Raw genomic sequence first — 16,127 nt, 5'->3', positions numbered from 1 at the left:
GCCTCCACTACTACTCTGTCTATACGAATAACTATACAAAAATATTGTATAATCATTCGTTGATTTTTCTATTCTACTTCCTGTAAGGATTGATGAATAGTCATTCTAAATAAGTTTATATTTTCGGATAATTTGAAAAATTCCATTGCATATTCATGTCAGATGTAGTTTAATTACAACATATTCTAAATTATCAGAATTTTCGGGAGGTTGTATGATGCGTAACAAAAAATGGTTAGCGTTATCGGGGGTCGCATTATTGGCGACGGCTGCTTGTAGCACAGGAGATGACTCATCAAGTTCAGAAGGTTCATCTTCGAGCGATGCGAAAAAAGAAATCACAATGGTATCGGCGACGGACTTGCCGCAGCTCGATCCGACACTGACAACAGACTCGACATCGATCATCGTGACAAACAACGTGTTCGAAGGATTGTATCGTCTAGATGAGAACAACCAACCGACACCGGGAATTGCCGAAGATGTCGAAGTATCTGAGGATGGACTTACATACACGTTCAAGTTACGTGACGCAAACTGGTCGGACGGTTCTCCAATTACAGCTGAAGACTTCGTTTACTCTTGGAAACGTGCCCTCAATCCTGAAACAGGTGCGGAGTATGCCTATATTCTTCAAGACTTGAAAAACGCGAACAAAATCCTTGCGGGTGAAATGTCGCTCGACGACCTCGGCGCAAAAGCGATTGACGAAAAAACGCTTGAAGTACAATTGGAAGCACCAGCTCCTTATTTCTTAGGTTTGACTGGATTCCCAACGTATATGCCGCAAAAACAAGAGTACGTCGAAGAGCAAGGCGAAGAGTTCGCAACATCTGTCGACAAGACACTCTATAACGGACCTTACGTCTTGAGCGAGTGGCAAGACAATGCAGGATGGGTTTACAAGAAGAACCCTGAATATTGGGATGCTGAAAACGTCAAGATGGACACGATCAACGTCAAAGTCGTAAAAGACGTATCGACTGGGGTCAACTTGTTCGAGTCGGGTGAAGCGGACTACACGCTCCTCTCTTCTGAATTCGTTCCGCAATTCGAAGACAGCGACGAGTTCAAAACGCGTGCCGATGCTCGAATCAACTTCCTTCGTTTCAACCAAAAGAACGAAGCGCTCCAAAATGTCAACATCCGTGAAGCACTTGCGAAAGGATTCGACAAACAGAGTGTGACAGATGTCATCTTAACAGATGGATCGCAACCGGCGAACTATATCGTAGCGAAAGACTTCACGTTCACAGAAGACGGAGCTGACTTCCGTGAGAAGTATCCAGACCTCCTCAACTACAACGTAGATGAAGCAAAAGCCGCGTGGGAAAAAGGATTAGAAGAATTAGGTGTTGAAACAATCGAACTCGAGTTCCTCTCACGTGACGAAGAAGCGTTCAAGAAAGTGAACGAGTTCATCAAAGGCGAACTTGAGAAGAACTTGCCTGGTTTGACACTTAACATCAAACAGCAACCGTTCAAAAACTTCCTTGATCTTGAAGGGAAAGGCGAATATGACGTTTCTGCAGCTGGTTGGGGCCCTGACTATCAGGATCCGATGACATACCTCGACATGTGGGTCACAGACGGACCGTTTAACCGTATGGAGTACTCGAATGACGAATATGATCAGTTGATTCAATCTGCGAAGAAAGAAGCCGATCAGATGAAACGTTGGGAAGCAATGCAAGAAGCAGAACGCATCCTTCTCGAAGAAGACTTTGCCATCGCTCCGATTTATCAAAAAGGTGAGGCATACTTAGAGCGTTCAAACATCGAGAACATGTACCGTCACCCGTTTGGTGCCGATGCAAGTTTCAAGTGGCTTGACGTGAAATAATGATTGTAACCTCCTTGATTCCTACATGGACCAGGGAGGTTTTTCTGTCGTGAAAGTCTCTCTATAAAGAGTTTGACACTGCGGTTCACCTTATTAGCTGTCATGATCTGCATCATGAATGTATCTGGATTGGATGACAAGCACATCTACTTCGCCTCCATTTTGATTGCTCGAGACACCTTGGTTTTCTTTGTACGTCATTCATCTTCATTACCACAGCCTATCACTGTACATCATAGTTCCCTTTTGGTTCATTCTCGGTAAACTACTCGACCGTCTCACTTATGCAGTGACAACCGCACATAAAAAATGACTTCCATCGATTTGATGGAAGTCATTTTCATATATCACGCCTCACGCTTTGCGCGAAGTTCTGCAGGTACTTTCCCACGTTTTGAAATCACTTCTGCGATTCCAACCAATACGATGAACGAAATCAATGCAGCGAAGAATCCGATCCAAATCGACGCTGTAATCCCGAGCACCAAGTAACCAATCGCCGAGATGACCGCTGCAAGAATAGCGTACGGCAATTGTGTCACCACGTGGTCGATATGGTGTGAGCCCGCTCCTGTTGAGCTGAGAATCGTTGTATCGGAAATTGGTGAACAGTGGTCACCGAACACCGCTCCGGCCAATACAGCCGCAAGTGACGCGAGAAGGAGTTCTGGTTCAACGGCCATGATCAAGTCGGCACCGATTGGAAGCATCAAACCAAATGTTCCCCAGCTCGTTCCTGTCGAGAATGCCATGATTCCGGCAATCAAGAAGAGAAGGAGTGGCAAGTAAGATGCAGCGATTGTATCTGTCACGAAGCTCGCCAAGTATTCACCAGTCTTCATGTCGCTGATGACCGCAATGATTGTCCAAGCAAACAAGAGAATCAAGACAGCCGGCCACATGGCACGAACGCCTTCCCATGCCGCTTTTCCATAGTCACGTGTTGGGATTTTACGACCAATGAGAAGCAAGAATGCGACAATCAAACTGATGACAACACCCGCAACGAGTGAGCGTGTCACGTCTGTCGATTCGAAGGCTCCAATCAACGAGAAGTCTTGACCGTCAGCCGCGAGCGCTTGTCCACCCGTGTAAAGCATCGCTGACACTGTCGCGATGATAAGCGTGATAATTGGTACGATCAAATCACGTACTTTTCCACCTTCGTGCTCGTGTAAATCTTCGCTCATTCCCATCGGCTTTCCTTTTGCCGAATCATACAACTCCCCTTGGAGGGCACGAAGTTCGTGCGTGCGCATCGGTCCGATGGCAAGTCCAGTGAATGCCACATATGCTGTCAAGAGTAGTGCGAAGACGGCATAGAAGTTCATTGGGATGATTTGAATGAATGCAGAGAATGACGAATAGCTGTCAATCGAGTATTTTGCCAAAATACCTGCGATGATGGCGATGATATATGCACCCCAACTTGAAAGCGGGCTGATGACACAGACAGGTGCTGCCGTTGAGTCAATCATGTAAGCCAGTTTTGCACGTGAGATGTTTTTACGGTCTGTGAGTGGACGACTGATGTTTCCGACCGCCAAGCTATTGAAGTAGTCATCGATAAAAATCAAAATGCCAAGTCCGAATGAGACGAGACGTGCACCGCGTGCTGTCTTGACGTTCGCCGCAGCCCATTCACCAAATGCGCGTGCGCCACCTGACGTTTGAATGATTGACGATAAAATCCCGAGAAGGAGCAAGAACGCAATCAACAAGACGTTCCATTCATTGATGGCTCCATCCGCCCAGAATAAGGCGATGACGTTCGACCACAAATATTGAATCGAATCAATTGGATTGAAGCTATGCAAGAGAAGGACTCCTGCGATGATCCCGACACCGAGTGATGGGATGACCTTTCGTGTTGTGATTGCCATAATAATTGCAAGTAATGCCGGTACGAGTGAGAGTACCGATGTTGAATAATCTACCATGCTGAATTCCTCCTTTTTTATTAGGATGAGGCCCCCCTATGCTTAAAAAAAACGCAAAGCGAGGGCATCGGCAACAAAGCCGACACCCTCGCTGGATGTTCCGTCTTTCTTAGCCGACTTGGAGCGCTCCATACGTAAATATGTATGGCAGTCCGACGGGTATTTCCCGTCAGCCCAGCACAACCCCACGGACATGGTGTTGCACTTCGGCGATCCTGCCTTTTTGTAGTCCTCATCGTTGTCATCCTCCGACTACTTACTCATCAGCATCGCACCTCTACCTCATCGATAGCACGAATATTCATTTAAAGTTACGTCTAAATTATCACAGGTTGGTGTCACATATCAATAGTTTTTTTCATCACGAATGATTCGCTTCAAGACAGCGAGTGCTTCTTGGTCATTCGTTTCCACCGCTTTAAAGAAATCGTTGAAGAAGTGATACAACACGAATCGGTCAGCGTGAGACTTCGTCTGTTCTTTAATCGTAGAGAAAATAAGTCGTCGTAAACGACGTTTTGTCTGTGTTTCTTCTGGTAGTTCTTCGCATCGGTCCTTGAAAGCACGATATACAGAATTGATCAATTCCTCATGTTCATCATACGACCGATTGTAAGCAACTTGTTCCATCTGTAATATCCCCCCTTTCAATGTTGACCCGATGAAACTTGACGTAACTATACCAACTTCCCGTCACGCATTCAATCGTTATCGGCGGTTCTTAACAAAAATCATACGTTAGACCGAGTCAAGCGTTGATGAATGAGAACGTGGTCACGTCGAACAATCCCATATCGGTCAATTTCAAGTCAGGAATGACCGGTAAGGCGAGGAAGGACATCGTCAAATACGGATTGAAATGACGATGGGCTCCCACGACATCTAGCGCATCATTGAGCTGTTCCAGAATCTCTGCCACTTCACGATATGGTCGCTTCGTCATCAGTCCACCAATCTCGAGCGGAAGGACGGCAAGCACTTCTCCTTCCGATACGGCGACGACCCCTCCCCCTACTTTTTCAAGCGTTCTCGCCGCGAGCAACATGTCTTCCGGGCTGACCCCGGCGACGACCAAGTTATGGCTGTCATGGGCAACCGTGGCTGCTAGGGCACCTCGTTTCAAGCCGAATCCCGTTACCGGGGCAAGAGCCATATGGCCTGTCCCATGATGGCGTTCGATGACGGCAAGCGTCGCGATATCCTGCGATAAATCTGCGCCTGATGCGTCTGGTTGGAACGTGAGACGCTGTCGTTTCGTCAACAAGCTGTTCGGAAGCACTTGAATGACATCGATTTCTTCTTCACTTGCGGCAAGTCGGAACGACTCGGCGGTCAATTCGGGTAAAGCGAGCTCACCTTTCATCGGTTTTGGCACTTCAATCCCTTCCGATTCAAACGTCGCATTCCCCTTCTCCGCAACGAGCGTACCATTCACATAGACTTGTTCGATTTTTACCGATTCGACGTCTGACAAGATAACGAAGTTCGCCTTCTTACCAGGTGCAATGGCCCCGACCTCTTTTAATCCATAGGCCTCTGCGGCATGTAGACTTGCGATGGCATAGGCCGTTTCCGGCTTAACCCCTTGCTTGATGGCGGTACGGATGTTGTAGTCGATTCCACCTTCCGCGACCAAGTCATCCAAATGCTTATCATCCGTACAGAAAAGGAAGCGGTGGGCATTGCTTTCCGTAACGGCTAGGCTCACCTTCTCTACGTTTCGAGCAACGGACCCTTCCCGAATTTGAACGTAGAATCCACGTCGCACTCGTTCAATCGCCTCTTCCGCAGTCGTACATTCATGATCCGTCATGATTCCTGCAGAACGATAGACGTTCAATTGGTCTGGGCCAAGTCCCGATGCGTGTCCGTCGACCACTTTACCCGCTTGTTCCGTCTGTGCGATTTTTTGAAGCATGTCTTCACTTCCGGCTTCAACCGAAGGATAATCCATGACCTCGCCTAGTCCATGCACTCCTGGATCTCCTAAAAACGGGGCCAAATCTTCCGCATACAGTTTAGCACCTGCATGTTCGAACGGTGTCGCCGGTACACAACTCGGAAGCATCATGCGGACGTCGAGTGGAAGTCCTTTCGCATCTGCTAACATGTACTCAATCCCGAGTGCTCCGTTCACATTCGCAATCTCATGTGGATCGGCAATCACGGTCGTGACGCCAAGTGGCAAGACCGCTTTCGCAAACTCATGCGGTGGGACCATCGATGACTCGATATGGACGTGGGAATCGATAAAGGACGGCGCAAGCGTCCACGTCGGATCGTGATACTCGACCTCCCCATCGTACCCATCCCCAATAGCCACGATATATCCCCCGTCGATGGCGACGTCTGTACGAATCGTCTCACGACTGTACACGTCAATCACTGCGACGTCTTTAAAGACGACGGCCGCTTTCTTTTTTTTTGCGGCGATGTCAATCAAATGTTGTTTCTCCATCTTTCGATCTCCTTATTCAACGTATTTTAACTATCTTACCAAGAATATTCTTTTCGTTGCAATTTCTTTTTCAAGTTGTGCGACAATGATAACATATCCGTCTGAAAGGGGTTACAACGATGCAATACAAATTAGGAGAGTTGACACCAAAAGTCGACCCGACGACTTATCTCGCACCAGGGGCACATGTGATTGGAGATGTGACCATCGGCGCGCACTCGGGAGTATGGTTCAATACCGTCATCCGTGGAGACGAAGGACCCATTCAAATCGGTTCTTACGTCAACATTCAAGATGGTTCGATGATCCACCAATATGAAGGCTCACCGACCATCATCCATGATCGTGTCTCGATTGGTCATATGGCGATGATTCACGGCTGTGAGATTGAAGAAGACTGCTTGATTGGCATGCACGCCACCGTGCTCGATGGGGCGAAGATTGGAAAAGGGTCCTTTGTTGCTGCCGGTGCGCTCATCACACCGAACATGCAGATTCCTGAAGGGGTGATGGTCATGGGTGTCCCAGCCAAAGTCGTTCGTCCATTAAACGATGAAGACCGTTTTATCATGCAGAGAACGGTCAAGAAATATGCTAAGCGTGCCGAACAATATAAAGAGACGTGCATTCCAATTCGCGAATCATAATGTTCATGAAAGCGTTTACAAGATTCATAAAATGTTAACGTTTCTCTCGAATTTTCTACATAGTTCCTTTGTATACTGAAGTTGTAGCCAAGCTGATGTATTGAAAGGAGCCCACTCTATGTATCCGAACCATGATCAACTCATGCTAGACCTGTACGCCTCATCCATCAATCCAAGTTATGGTCTTCATATCGATGATTCATTCGATGATGCCCTTCATGGCGCACATCGAGAGGTTTGGGAACGTATGCATTTGGATAATAGTAGAGAAGAAGATTCTAAAAATGGAGGAACGACTGGATGATTCCAACGACTGTGATTCAAGATTGGCTCGCAACAAAATTAAAGCGATAACTCAGATATATACAGCAAGCGAACGAAGGGATTCCCCATCGCTCGCTTTTTATTATTCAAACATGATGAGATGCGAATCAATCGGTTGTCGCGCTTTCGGTGTAGGGATATCTTCTGTGTCATATTTCCCGATTTGCAGGAGACCGATAAACGTCTCCCCTTCCGCCCCAATCATTTCCTTCAACCGTGCATCATCAAACAGTCCACCCGTCCGCCAGACCATTCCGATCTCACGTTCACTTAAGAGCAGCTGAACATTTTGAATGAATGTCGCCGTCGCGAGTAACGCGTCACGATTCCCTTTGTCCGTTTCAAAATGTTTTGCCGTCACATACATACAGGCCGCCGCATTTAAAATTCGTCCCGTCACTTTTTCGCGTTGCCCTTCTGACGCCTCCGAGAAGGCTGGTTCGAGCGCATCGAGTAACACTTGCTTCCCGTCTCCATTGAACACATACACGTTCCATGGTTCGACTTTATTGTGAAATGGTGCATGATGTGCCGATTGCAACACTTCATAGAGCACTTTCGTATCGATTGGTTCTTCTTTGAACATACGGACCGTACGTCTTTCTTCAATTAACTTTTGTGCTGCTGTCTTTGTCATGACCGTCACTTCCCCTTTTTTTCTCTTCTCTATCATAATTGAAAAACATTCTCATTTCAAAATCAAAAAAAGACTACAGATTGCTCTGCAGTCTTACGTTGATTGTCCAATGACCTCACATGCCACCAAGTCTTCAAACGTTTGGCGACGAACGACAAGTCGATGTGCCCCGTCCTTCACGAAGACAACAGCTGGACGAAGCATCTGGTTATAGTTGCTCGCCATGGAGAAATTGTATGCTCCTGTCGCTTTGACAAGTAATAAATCACCTGGTGTGACAGGGGGGATCAACGAGCGGTTCGAGATGATGTCTCCCGACTCACAGCACGCTCCGACTATTTTTGCCTCGAGCGTCTTCTCTTCATTCATCCGTGTCGCTGCCACGACCTCATACTCTGCGTCATACAGTGCCGGACGGATATTGTCCGTCATCCCGCCATCGACAGACACGAATGTACGAACGCCGCTCACTTCTTTGACGGTCCCCACCTCATACAGCGTGGCACCCGCATTGGCGACGAGCCAACGTCCTGGCTCAATCCCGATTTTCGGAAGTGGCAATTCACGTGCCTCGACTTCTTCGACCAACGTCTCCATGACTTGCTCCATCGTCTGGGCAAAATCGAGATATTCGTCTTCATCCAAGTAAGCGACGCCGAATCCCCCACCGATGTTCAAGACGTCCGTCGTATAGCCGGTTTCCTGACGAATCGTATCCATGAAGCGCACCATCGTCTTCACCGTGTTGATGAAGAGGGTCGGATCTTGAATTTGAGAACCGACGTGACAATGGATTCCCTTCAACTGTAAGTGCTCGGCTTCTAACGTTGCACGAATCGCATCTAAATACGTGTCGTCATGCGTCGGGAAACCGAATTTTGTATCAACCCCACCCGTTTGAATCGCCGCATGGGCACCCCCGACAACTTGAGGCACAATGCGGAGAAGCACATCGACTTCGCGATTGTATTCAGCCGCAAGTCCTGACAAGAGGCTGATCTCCCGCATATTGTCGATGGTAAAGTGTGTAATCCCCTGTTCGAGAGCATACGTGATGTCAAGAATCGTCTTGTTCGATCCATGAACGTGAATGCGCTCCGCCGGTACACCGGCATGCAGTGCCACGTACATCTCACCCCTTGAGACGACATCGACACTTAACCCTGCGGCCATCACTTTTTCATAAACGGCCGCAATCGATAATGCTTTTGACGCGTATAACGCATACGTGTTCGGATACTTATCTAGAAACGCATTCTGGACAATTCCAAGGCGACGCTCTAGTTCTGGCTCACTCATGATGTATAAAGGTGTCCCGTACGTCGCTTGAAGTTCACGGACGGACACGCCTTCGATCAAACATTCTGATTGATTGGTGGTGTACATACAATTCCTCCTTCAAAGCGATGTGGAACACGCCACGAACGGGCACAGAGCTGTTCTGAGTTGTTGGCATAGCCAACACGTGTCACGTCATCGATTTTCGTCTCAATCCCATATAATGCGACGCGGTCGCCGATTTGTACGTCTTCGTCGACTTTGATGAAGCTATGGCTCATAAAGATGTTACTGATGAACCGGTATGCTTTCCCCGCGATGTGAACAGGCAAGTGACGTCTCGCCCGCATCAATCCATCCCCATATCCGACAGGTAAGACAGCAATCCGTTCTTTCGATTCCGCGGTATATCCCGTTCCATACCCGACATGAGCCCCCGCTTCGATGTCGTGGACGGCAACCACTTCTGTCTCCCAATAAAACGCAGGTACGAGCCACTCAACCGGCTCAACCGACGAATAACCGTATAAGAAAATACCGACACGCACATGTGTGCAATGGTGCAAGCGCGAGTCGTCTTGAAGCGTGGCCGCACTATTTGCCGCATGGATCAGTTCAAACGTATGACGTTCCATCAAACGTGTCGACCAGTCGGCAAAGCGTTCGACTTGGACGCTATGCTCGACTTCGGCATTGTCCGCATCCGCGAGCGGAAAATGTGTACATAGTCCGACAAGGTTCAATCCTTCATTTTGGCAGAAGGCAACGATCTGTAGCGCTTCTTCAAACGTTTTGGCACCGAATCGGTTCATGCCGACGTCTAATTTCAAATGAAGGCGAACGCCATCGAGATGCTCACGCTGCGAGACGAGCCATTCATACGAGCCGATTGCGACGTCAAATTCATGGGTATGCACGTGTTCCCACGTGTATATCGGATTCATGACGAGGACGCGAGCCGACTCTGCATGCGCTCGCACTTCAATCGCTTCTTCTAACGTGGTCACCATGAAGTGACGGACTCCTTCATCATACAAAGTCGTCACAACTGGCTCCATTCCTAGGTTATAGGCATTGTTTTTCACGACCGCAAACACGGGGCGCCCGAGCGCTTCAATCCGGCGTTTGTTTTCGCGAATCGCATTCAAGTCAATTGTGACTCCCATCGTGCAAAACTCCTTTACTCTGTTACTGCTGATTTCACGAACGTGATCCAATCGCGGTGTTCCGGAAGTTGTCCTGTTACGGCTTCACGATAGCGTGTCAACATTTCGGTCGCAACCGTTTGGATACCTCCACCAATCGAGATATGGTCGACCTCGATGACGCTCGTCACCTCGGCTGCCGTTCCCGTCAAGAAGATTTCATCGGCCACATAGAGCTCATCGCGTCCGATATGGCGCTCGACGATTTCATAGCCGGCCTCGCGAGCCAATTGCATCACCGTTTGGCGTGTGATGCCATCTAGTACAGAACAATCAAGGGACGGTGTCGTAATCGTTTTTCCTTTCACGAGGAAGATGTTCGCGACACTCGCCTCACTGACGTTTCCGTTCATATCAAGGGCAATCGCTTCATCGAATCCGTCACGGAGCGCCTCTCCTTTTAATAGCTGTGAGTTCATATAGTTCGAGGCCGCTTTCGCTTGCATTGGCATCATTGTAGAAGACACGCGGCGATACGAGGCCACTTTCGCTCGAATCCCGACCGTCTTGTTGAAATATTCACCGAGCGGCCAACACGAGATGGCAACATGTACCTTCGTCTCAGCAGTCGGCATAAGTGCCTGCCATGGTGTTCCAAGGAAGACGAACGGACGGATGTAGCATGCTTCAAATCCGTTTCGCTCAATCAATTCCATCGTGGCTTGTTCGAGTTCATCTACCGTATACGGTAGCGTGACGTGGTAGTATGCACACGAGCGAACAAGTCGCTCCAAGTGTTCACGTAATCGGAAGATAGCAGGACCTTCCTTCGTGTGATACGCGCGAATCCCTTCAAAGAACCCGCTTCCGTAATGAATCGCGTGTGTCATGATACTCGTGTTTGCGTCAGTCGGCTCAATCCAAGCCCCGTCTTTCCACATCCATTGTCCATACTGTTCCATAATGCAACTCTCCCATTCCTCATTTTTTATATTTTCTGTCTATTATACGTTAGAGAGAGCGTAAGTCATCAACAAGTTGCGTTTTTTCAGAAGTTTTTTCATCTTTCTGTTTGATGATTCGTGCCGGTGTTCCCGCAACGACGACGCCTGGAGGTACGTCTTGTGTGACGACACTGCCTGCCGCGACAACCGCATTTTCACCGACGCGAACGCCTTCCAAGATGACTGCGTTCGCCCCAATCATGACACCATCCTCGATGATGACCGGATCTTTTGAAGGTGGCTCAAGAACCCCTGCGACCACGGCACCTGCGCCAAGGTGAACGTTCTTCCCGAGCGTTCCGCGCGCTCCGATGACAGCGTTCATGTCGACCATCGAACCATCTCCGATGACCGCTCCGATGTTGACGACAGCTCCCATCATGACAACCGCGTTGTTTCCGATTTGGACGTGGTCTCGGATGAACGAGCCTGGTTCGATTCGGGCATTGAGTCGTGTCGTATCAAGCATCGGTACGGCACTGTTGCGACGGTCGTATTCAAGATGTGAATCCGTGATGACCGATGCATTTGCTTCCAAAAATGCCGCAGCGCGTTCTGCCGTCGTCAAAAACAGTTTCGACTCATCCGTTCCGAATGCTTTCGCTTCCTCGATTACAAGACCCGCCAATTGACCGTTGACGTAAAGCTTGACTGGTGTTTCCTTCTTAGCATCTTTAATATATTGTGCGATTTCATAAGCGTTTGTGAGTAACATGAGTAGCCTCCTCGTATAAGTTCGATAGATTATAAAGTCCTGCCGGGCGATCGATGATCGTTGCCGCAGCGGCAAGGGCCCCGTTTGCAAAGACGCGTTTCGATAACGCGGTATGTTTCAGTTCAATCATTTCATCATCTCCGGCGAAGAGCACGGTATGCTCACCGAAAATCGTGCCACCCCGAATGGAATGCATTCCTAACTCTTCAGCTCCACGCGCTTCCCGACGTGACGTTCGTTCGTAAATCGGTGTCACGTCACGCTTCGCTTCGATGGCACGTGCCAATAATTCTGCCGTCCCGCTTGGTGCGTCCACTTTCTTCCGATGGTGTGCCTCAATCACTTCAATATCATATCCGAGAGTGAGTGGGACGAGTTGGTCGAGCAACTGCTTCAAGAGCGCGATCCCGTATGAGGTGTTGTAAGACTGGAAGATTGGGATGTCTTGTGAAGCCGTTTCAATCTCGGCCAGTTCATCCGGTGTGAAGCCGGTCGTCGCGATGACGAGCGGAATATTGCGCTCCCGTCCGAACGCGAGTAAATCAGGGAGTAACGCCGGGTTCGAAAAGTCGATCACGACATCGACGGGTACGTCCACCTCATTCAGAGTCGCCGTGTGCTCGTCACTTCCCGGTGAGACGATTGCCGTTACGTTTACACCTTGCGCATGAGCGACCTCTTCGACAATGCGTCCCATTGCGCCAAACCCATGGATGAGAACATTCATTGTCTCACCTCATTGAATTGTTCCATCGCCGATAGTAATTTCGCCTCAGCCGTCGCGCTCATTGGAACGAGCGGCAGACGTGGCACACCGACTTCAAATCCTCGCGCTTGAAGCGCTGCCTTCACCGGAATCGGATTCACTTCTGCGAAAAGTTCATCGATGACTGGGAGTAAACGAATTTGCCACGTACGTGCCGTCTGCAAATCACCCGCCAATAGGGCGTCTGCCAACGCGACCGTCGCTCCCGGATAGACGTTTGATAAAACGGAGACGACCCCTTGTGCGCCCCAAGCCATGTACGGCAAGATTTGATCGTCATTTCCACAGTAAACGGTGAACCCTTCCGGAATATGGGCCATCATCTGCGCCATGACCGAGATATCCCCACTCGCTTCTTTCAAGGCCGTGATGCGCGGATGTTCCGCGAGCTCACCTACCGTTTCCGGTGCCAAGGCGACACCCGTCCGTGACGGAACATTGTAGAGCATGAGCGGAATCGGTGACGCATCCGCAATCGCAGTAAAGTGAGCAATCAGCCCGGCCTGTGTCGACTTGTTATAGTACGGTGTGACGACCATCGCCATCTCCGCACCAAGTTCGGCAGCCCGTTTCGTTTTCTCAATACTGACTGCTGTATTGTTCGAACCGGTCCCCGCGATGATCACGGCTCGACCGTTTGCGACCTCCACCGCTCGAACGAGCAATGTCTCAAACTCGTCATCAGTGATTGTCATCCCTTCGCCGGTCGTCCCACCGATGACGAGACCCGTCACACCTTCTTGGATTTGGTCTTCAATTAATGCCGCCCATGCTTCTAGATTCAACTGCCCATTTTCTTGAAATGGGGTAGCTAGTGCTGTCGCCACTCCTGTGAACATGTCATCTCCTCCTTATTTCGTCGCTGTTTGACTAATCATACATTGCGCGATTTGAACGGCATTCGCTGCCGCCCCTTTTCGGACGTTATCTGCAACGCACCAAAGATGGAACGTATTGGGTTGTGAATCGTCTCGGCGAATTCGTCCGACATACACCTCATCCGTCCCGTTCGCATCGAGCGGTGTCGGATATGTCAATTCGGATGGATTGTCCATTAACACGACCCCTGGTGCATCGGCGAGGACTGCTTTCAGTTCTGCGACCGTCGCATCTCGCTCGAGCGACACAGTGATCGAGACCGCATGACTGTTTCGCATTGGCACTCGGACACAAGTGGCCGTCACCCCGAGGTTTGGCGCATTTAAAATCTTACGTGTCTCATCCATCATCTTCTGTTCTTCTTTCGTATAGCCATTTTCTAGAAACACATCGATGTGCGGCAACACGTTATCATAAATCGGATACGGATAATTCGTCGGTTCCTCTCCGCGCGCACCGCGCTCGAGGTCATCGATCCCTTTTTGACCCGATCCCGATACCGCTTGATACGATGTGTAGGCGACGCGTGTCAGTCCGTATACTTCCGCTAGAGGCGCGAGCGCCACGACCGATTGAATCGTGGAACAGTTCGGGTTCGCGATGAGCGTTCTCTCCGGACTGAGTTCGACTCGGTTCACTTCCGGTACGATGAGTGGAATTCCTTCTTGCATTCGGAATGCACTTGAATTATCGATGACAATGACTCCTTGCTCACTCAACCGAGGGGCATGTTGTTCACTGATGCTGCCACCTGCAGAGAAGAGTGCGATATCGATCGGGTCCGCATAAATCGCATCGGTCAATTCACGAATCACGATCGATTGCCCATTCACCTCGACCGTCTTTCCTGCCGAGCGGGCTGAAGCATAGAGTCTCAACTCGCTGATTGGAAATTCATATTCTGTTAAGACGTCAATCATTTTTTGTCCGACGGCACCTGTCGCACCGACGACTGCTACGTTATACATCGTGCTACCTCCTTATAAGTTGAACCGGGCCGCAATGGCTGCGACTGCCGCTTCCACATCTTGTTCTTGAATCGTATAGGAAATACTGATTTCTGATGTCGTGACTTGATAGAATGGAATCCCCATCTCGCGGAATGTCGCGAAGAGCTCTGATGCGACGCCTGTCGCGTCTCGCATGCCGATTCCGACGACCGAAATTTTTGCATGTTCCGTGTGACGATCGATTTTGATTTGAGGCAAGGTCGCTGTCAACTCCGCGAGTGCCTCTTCTAAAAATGCCTCTTCATCGAGCGGACATGTGAACGAGAGGAACACTTCACCGTCGAATGCCGTCTGTGAAATCATATCGATGTTGACGTGTCGCTCTGACAATCGTTCAAAGATGTCTGCGACTCCCGCCGCCGTATGCGGAATATGTTTGATTGAGACACTGAGTACGTTCTTGACGACACTCACACTCGTGACTGCTTTTTGTTCCATCGCTTGCGTCGTATCCATGATCCATGTTCCTCCTTCGCTCGAGAGCGTCTTCCCAACAAAAATATTGACGTCGTACTTTTTCGCGAGCTCCACGCTGCGCATCTCCATCACTTTAGAGCCCAGTGCGCTCATCTCCATCATTTCGTCATAAGAGACAGTGTCCAGACGTTTCGCCGTCGGATGGATTCGTGGGTCTGTCGTATAGACACCCGCGACGTCCGTATAAATTTCACAACGCTGACTGAGGACGGCCGCCAGTGCGACGGCTGTCGTGTCCGAACCGCCACGCCCAAGGGTCGTGACGTCTCCCGCCTCATTTACGCCTTGGAATCCAGCGACAATCAGGACGTCGTATTGACGCAACTTCTCGTGTAACACTTCTTTCCGAATCGCTTTGATTTTGCTCTTCGTATGAATGCCCATCGTATCAATCCCGGCTTGCTGTCCTGTTAATGAGATGGCCGGTACGCCTCGCGAGTTCAAGGCGATACTGAGTAGGCTAATTGTCTGTTCTTCCCCGACGGCGAGTAGCCGGTCGAGTTCGCGAATCATCGGGCGATCCGTGATTTGTTTGGCGAGCGACAAGAGCGAATCTGTCGTTTTGCCCATCGCCGATACGACGACGACCAATTTTTCACCGGTCGCCACACGTGTCTGTAAATAGTCCGAAATGGCTTGTATTTGTTCGATTGTGGCAACGGAGCTGCCACCAAATTTCAGTACGGTTGTCATCAAGTTCCCCACTTTCAAGATGTCCACCAACAGAAAAAGCGGCAGACCGGTAGGAAGCACTCTCCCTACGGTCTGCCGCTTGTACGCGCAGTTGAAAAACGATTAAAGAATCGTTCCGTAGATAGCGCTCCATGGTAGTTGACCATGGCAGTGTAGGCGTTGTTCACGACTACCCCAGCCTTCATTCACACGCACGTGAACGTCGACTTCGGCGAATTTCCCCTTTCGGCTCGGTCCGGAGTGCGTCCGTTTCAACCAAGCTTACTCATGTCATTCGCAACCTCTATCTGTCAGTTGTTAGTATTAGTTAT

At 49.4% G+C, this 16,127-nt stretch carries 15 protein-coding genes and 2 riboswitches; of the genes, 3 read left to right on the top strand and 12 right to left on the bottom strand.

Annotated elements, in window-relative coordinates; all coding sequences use genetic code 11:
- Positions 1-217: 217 nt before the first annotated feature.
- On the top strand, positions 218-1,843 hold the full coding sequence (locus tag KNO71_RS14265) for a peptide ABC transporter substrate-binding protein (RefSeq protein WP_159563514.1): 1,626 nt from the start codon (positions 218-220) through the stop codon (positions 1,841-1,843).
- A gap of 347 nt (positions 1,844-2,190) precedes the next feature.
- On the opposite strand, the gene KNO71_RS14260 is transcribed toward KNO71_RS14265, so the two are convergent.
- From KNO71_RS14260 to ade, 3 genes are all read right to left on the bottom strand, one after another.
- On the bottom strand, positions 2,191-3,783 hold the full coding sequence (locus KNO71_RS14260; RefSeq protein ID WP_214689100.1) for a Na+/H+ antiporter NhaC family protein: 1,593 nt from the start codon (positions 3,781-3,783) through the stop codon (positions 2,191-2,193).
- Between the two features lie 113 nt (positions 3,784-3,896).
- Positions 3,897-4,071: riboswitch (Lysine riboswitch) on the bottom strand.
- Between the two features lie 57 nt (positions 4,072-4,128).
- Positions 4,129-4,413, bottom strand: coding sequence for a hypothetical protein (locus KNO71_RS14255; protein WP_015880753.1), 285 nt, complete (start codon positions 4,411-4,413; stop codon positions 4,129-4,131).
- Between the two features lie 118 nt (positions 4,414-4,531).
- Positions 4,532-6,241 (bottom strand): adenine deaminase, encoded by a 1,710-nt coding sequence (gene ade, locus KNO71_RS14250; RefSeq protein ID WP_214689099.1) that lies wholly within the window; start codon positions 6,239-6,241, stop codon positions 4,532-4,534.
- Positions 6,242-6,360: 119 nt separating this feature from the next.
- Between ade and KNO71_RS14245 the strand changes: the two genes are divergently transcribed.
- Together KNO71_RS14245 and KNO71_RS14240 are read left to right on the top strand one after the other, a co-directional pair.
- Positions 6,361-6,888, top strand: a complete 528-nt coding sequence (locus KNO71_RS14245) for a gamma carbonic anhydrase family protein (RefSeq protein ID WP_214689097.1) — start codon at positions 6,361-6,363, stop codon at positions 6,886-6,888.
- Positions 6,889-7,006: 118 nt separating this feature from the next.
- A complete protein-coding gene (locus KNO71_RS14240) occupies positions 7,007-7,192 on the top strand; it encodes a hypothetical protein (protein ID WP_074037801.1) in 186 nt (61 codons plus the stop codon).
- 102 nt (positions 7,193-7,294) lie between these two features.
- Here the strand turns inward: KNO71_RS14240 and KNO71_RS14235 are convergent, their stop codons facing one another.
- The 9 genes from KNO71_RS14235 to KNO71_RS14195 all read right to left on the bottom strand — a co-directional run bounded on the left by KNO71_RS14235 (position 7,295) and on the right by KNO71_RS14195 (position 15,816).
- Positions 7,295-7,849 (bottom strand): nitroreductase family protein, encoded by a 555-nt coding sequence (locus tag KNO71_RS14235; protein ID WP_236548967.1) that lies wholly within the window; start codon positions 7,847-7,849, stop codon positions 7,295-7,297.
- A gap of 93 nt (positions 7,850-7,942) precedes the next feature.
- The gene (lysA, locus tag KNO71_RS14230) at positions 7,943-9,235 is read right to left on the bottom strand and encodes a diaminopimelate decarboxylase (protein WP_214689095.1); all 1,293 of its coding nucleotides are present in this window, start codon (positions 9,233-9,235) and stop codon (positions 7,943-7,945) included.
- Positions 9,205-10,293, bottom strand: coding sequence for an alanine racemase (alr, locus tag KNO71_RS14225; protein WP_214689093.1), 1,089 nt, complete (start codon positions 10,291-10,293; stop codon positions 9,205-9,207). Before alr ends, lysA begins: the two co-directional genes overlap by 31 nt.
- Before the next feature lie 14 nt (positions 10,294-10,307).
- Positions 10,308-11,234, bottom strand: coding sequence for a branched-chain amino acid transaminase (locus tag KNO71_RS14220; protein WP_214689091.1), 927 nt, complete (start codon positions 11,232-11,234; stop codon positions 10,308-10,310).
- 49 nt (positions 11,235-11,283) lie between these two features.
- Positions 11,284-11,991, bottom strand: coding sequence for a 2,3,4,5-tetrahydropyridine-2,6-dicarboxylate N-acetyltransferase (gene dapD, locus KNO71_RS14215; RefSeq protein ID WP_214689089.1), 708 nt, complete (start codon positions 11,989-11,991; stop codon positions 11,284-11,286).
- The gene (dapB, locus tag KNO71_RS14210) at positions 11,969-12,718 is read right to left on the bottom strand and encodes a 4-hydroxy-tetrahydrodipicolinate reductase (RefSeq protein ID WP_214685489.1); all 750 of its coding nucleotides are present in this window, start codon (positions 12,716-12,718) and stop codon (positions 11,969-11,971) included. Before dapB ends, dapD begins: the two co-directional genes overlap by 23 nt.
- Positions 12,715-13,596, bottom strand: coding sequence for a 4-hydroxy-tetrahydrodipicolinate synthase (gene dapA / locus KNO71_RS14205; protein ID WP_214689088.1), 882 nt, complete (start codon positions 13,594-13,596; stop codon positions 12,715-12,717). The genes dapB and dapA overlap by 4 nt, the downstream gene beginning before the upstream one ends.
- 12 nt (positions 13,597-13,608) lie before the next feature.
- Complete coding sequence (locus tag KNO71_RS14200) at positions 13,609-14,604, bottom strand: aspartate-semialdehyde dehydrogenase (RefSeq protein ID WP_214689087.1); 996 nt, start codon at positions 14,602-14,604, stop codon at positions 13,609-13,611.
- A 12-nt stretch (positions 14,605-14,616) separates the two neighbouring features.
- Positions 14,617-15,816 carry an aspartate kinase gene (locus tag KNO71_RS14195; RefSeq protein ID WP_031420946.1) on the bottom strand — a complete coding sequence of 400 codons (1,200 nt, stop codon included), beginning with the start codon at positions 15,814-15,816 and terminating at the stop codon, positions 14,617-14,619.
- Between the two features lie 114 nt (positions 15,817-15,930).
- Positions 15,931-16,110: riboswitch (Lysine riboswitch) on the bottom strand.
- Positions 16,111-16,127: the final 17 nt, after the last annotated feature.

The sequence above is a fragment of the Exiguobacterium sp. s163 genome (assembly GCF_018617135.1).
GTDB lineage: Bacteria > Bacillota > Bacilli > Exiguobacteriales > Exiguobacteriaceae > Exiguobacterium > Exiguobacterium profundum.
This window is presented reverse-complemented; position numbering and strand designations above follow the sequence as displayed.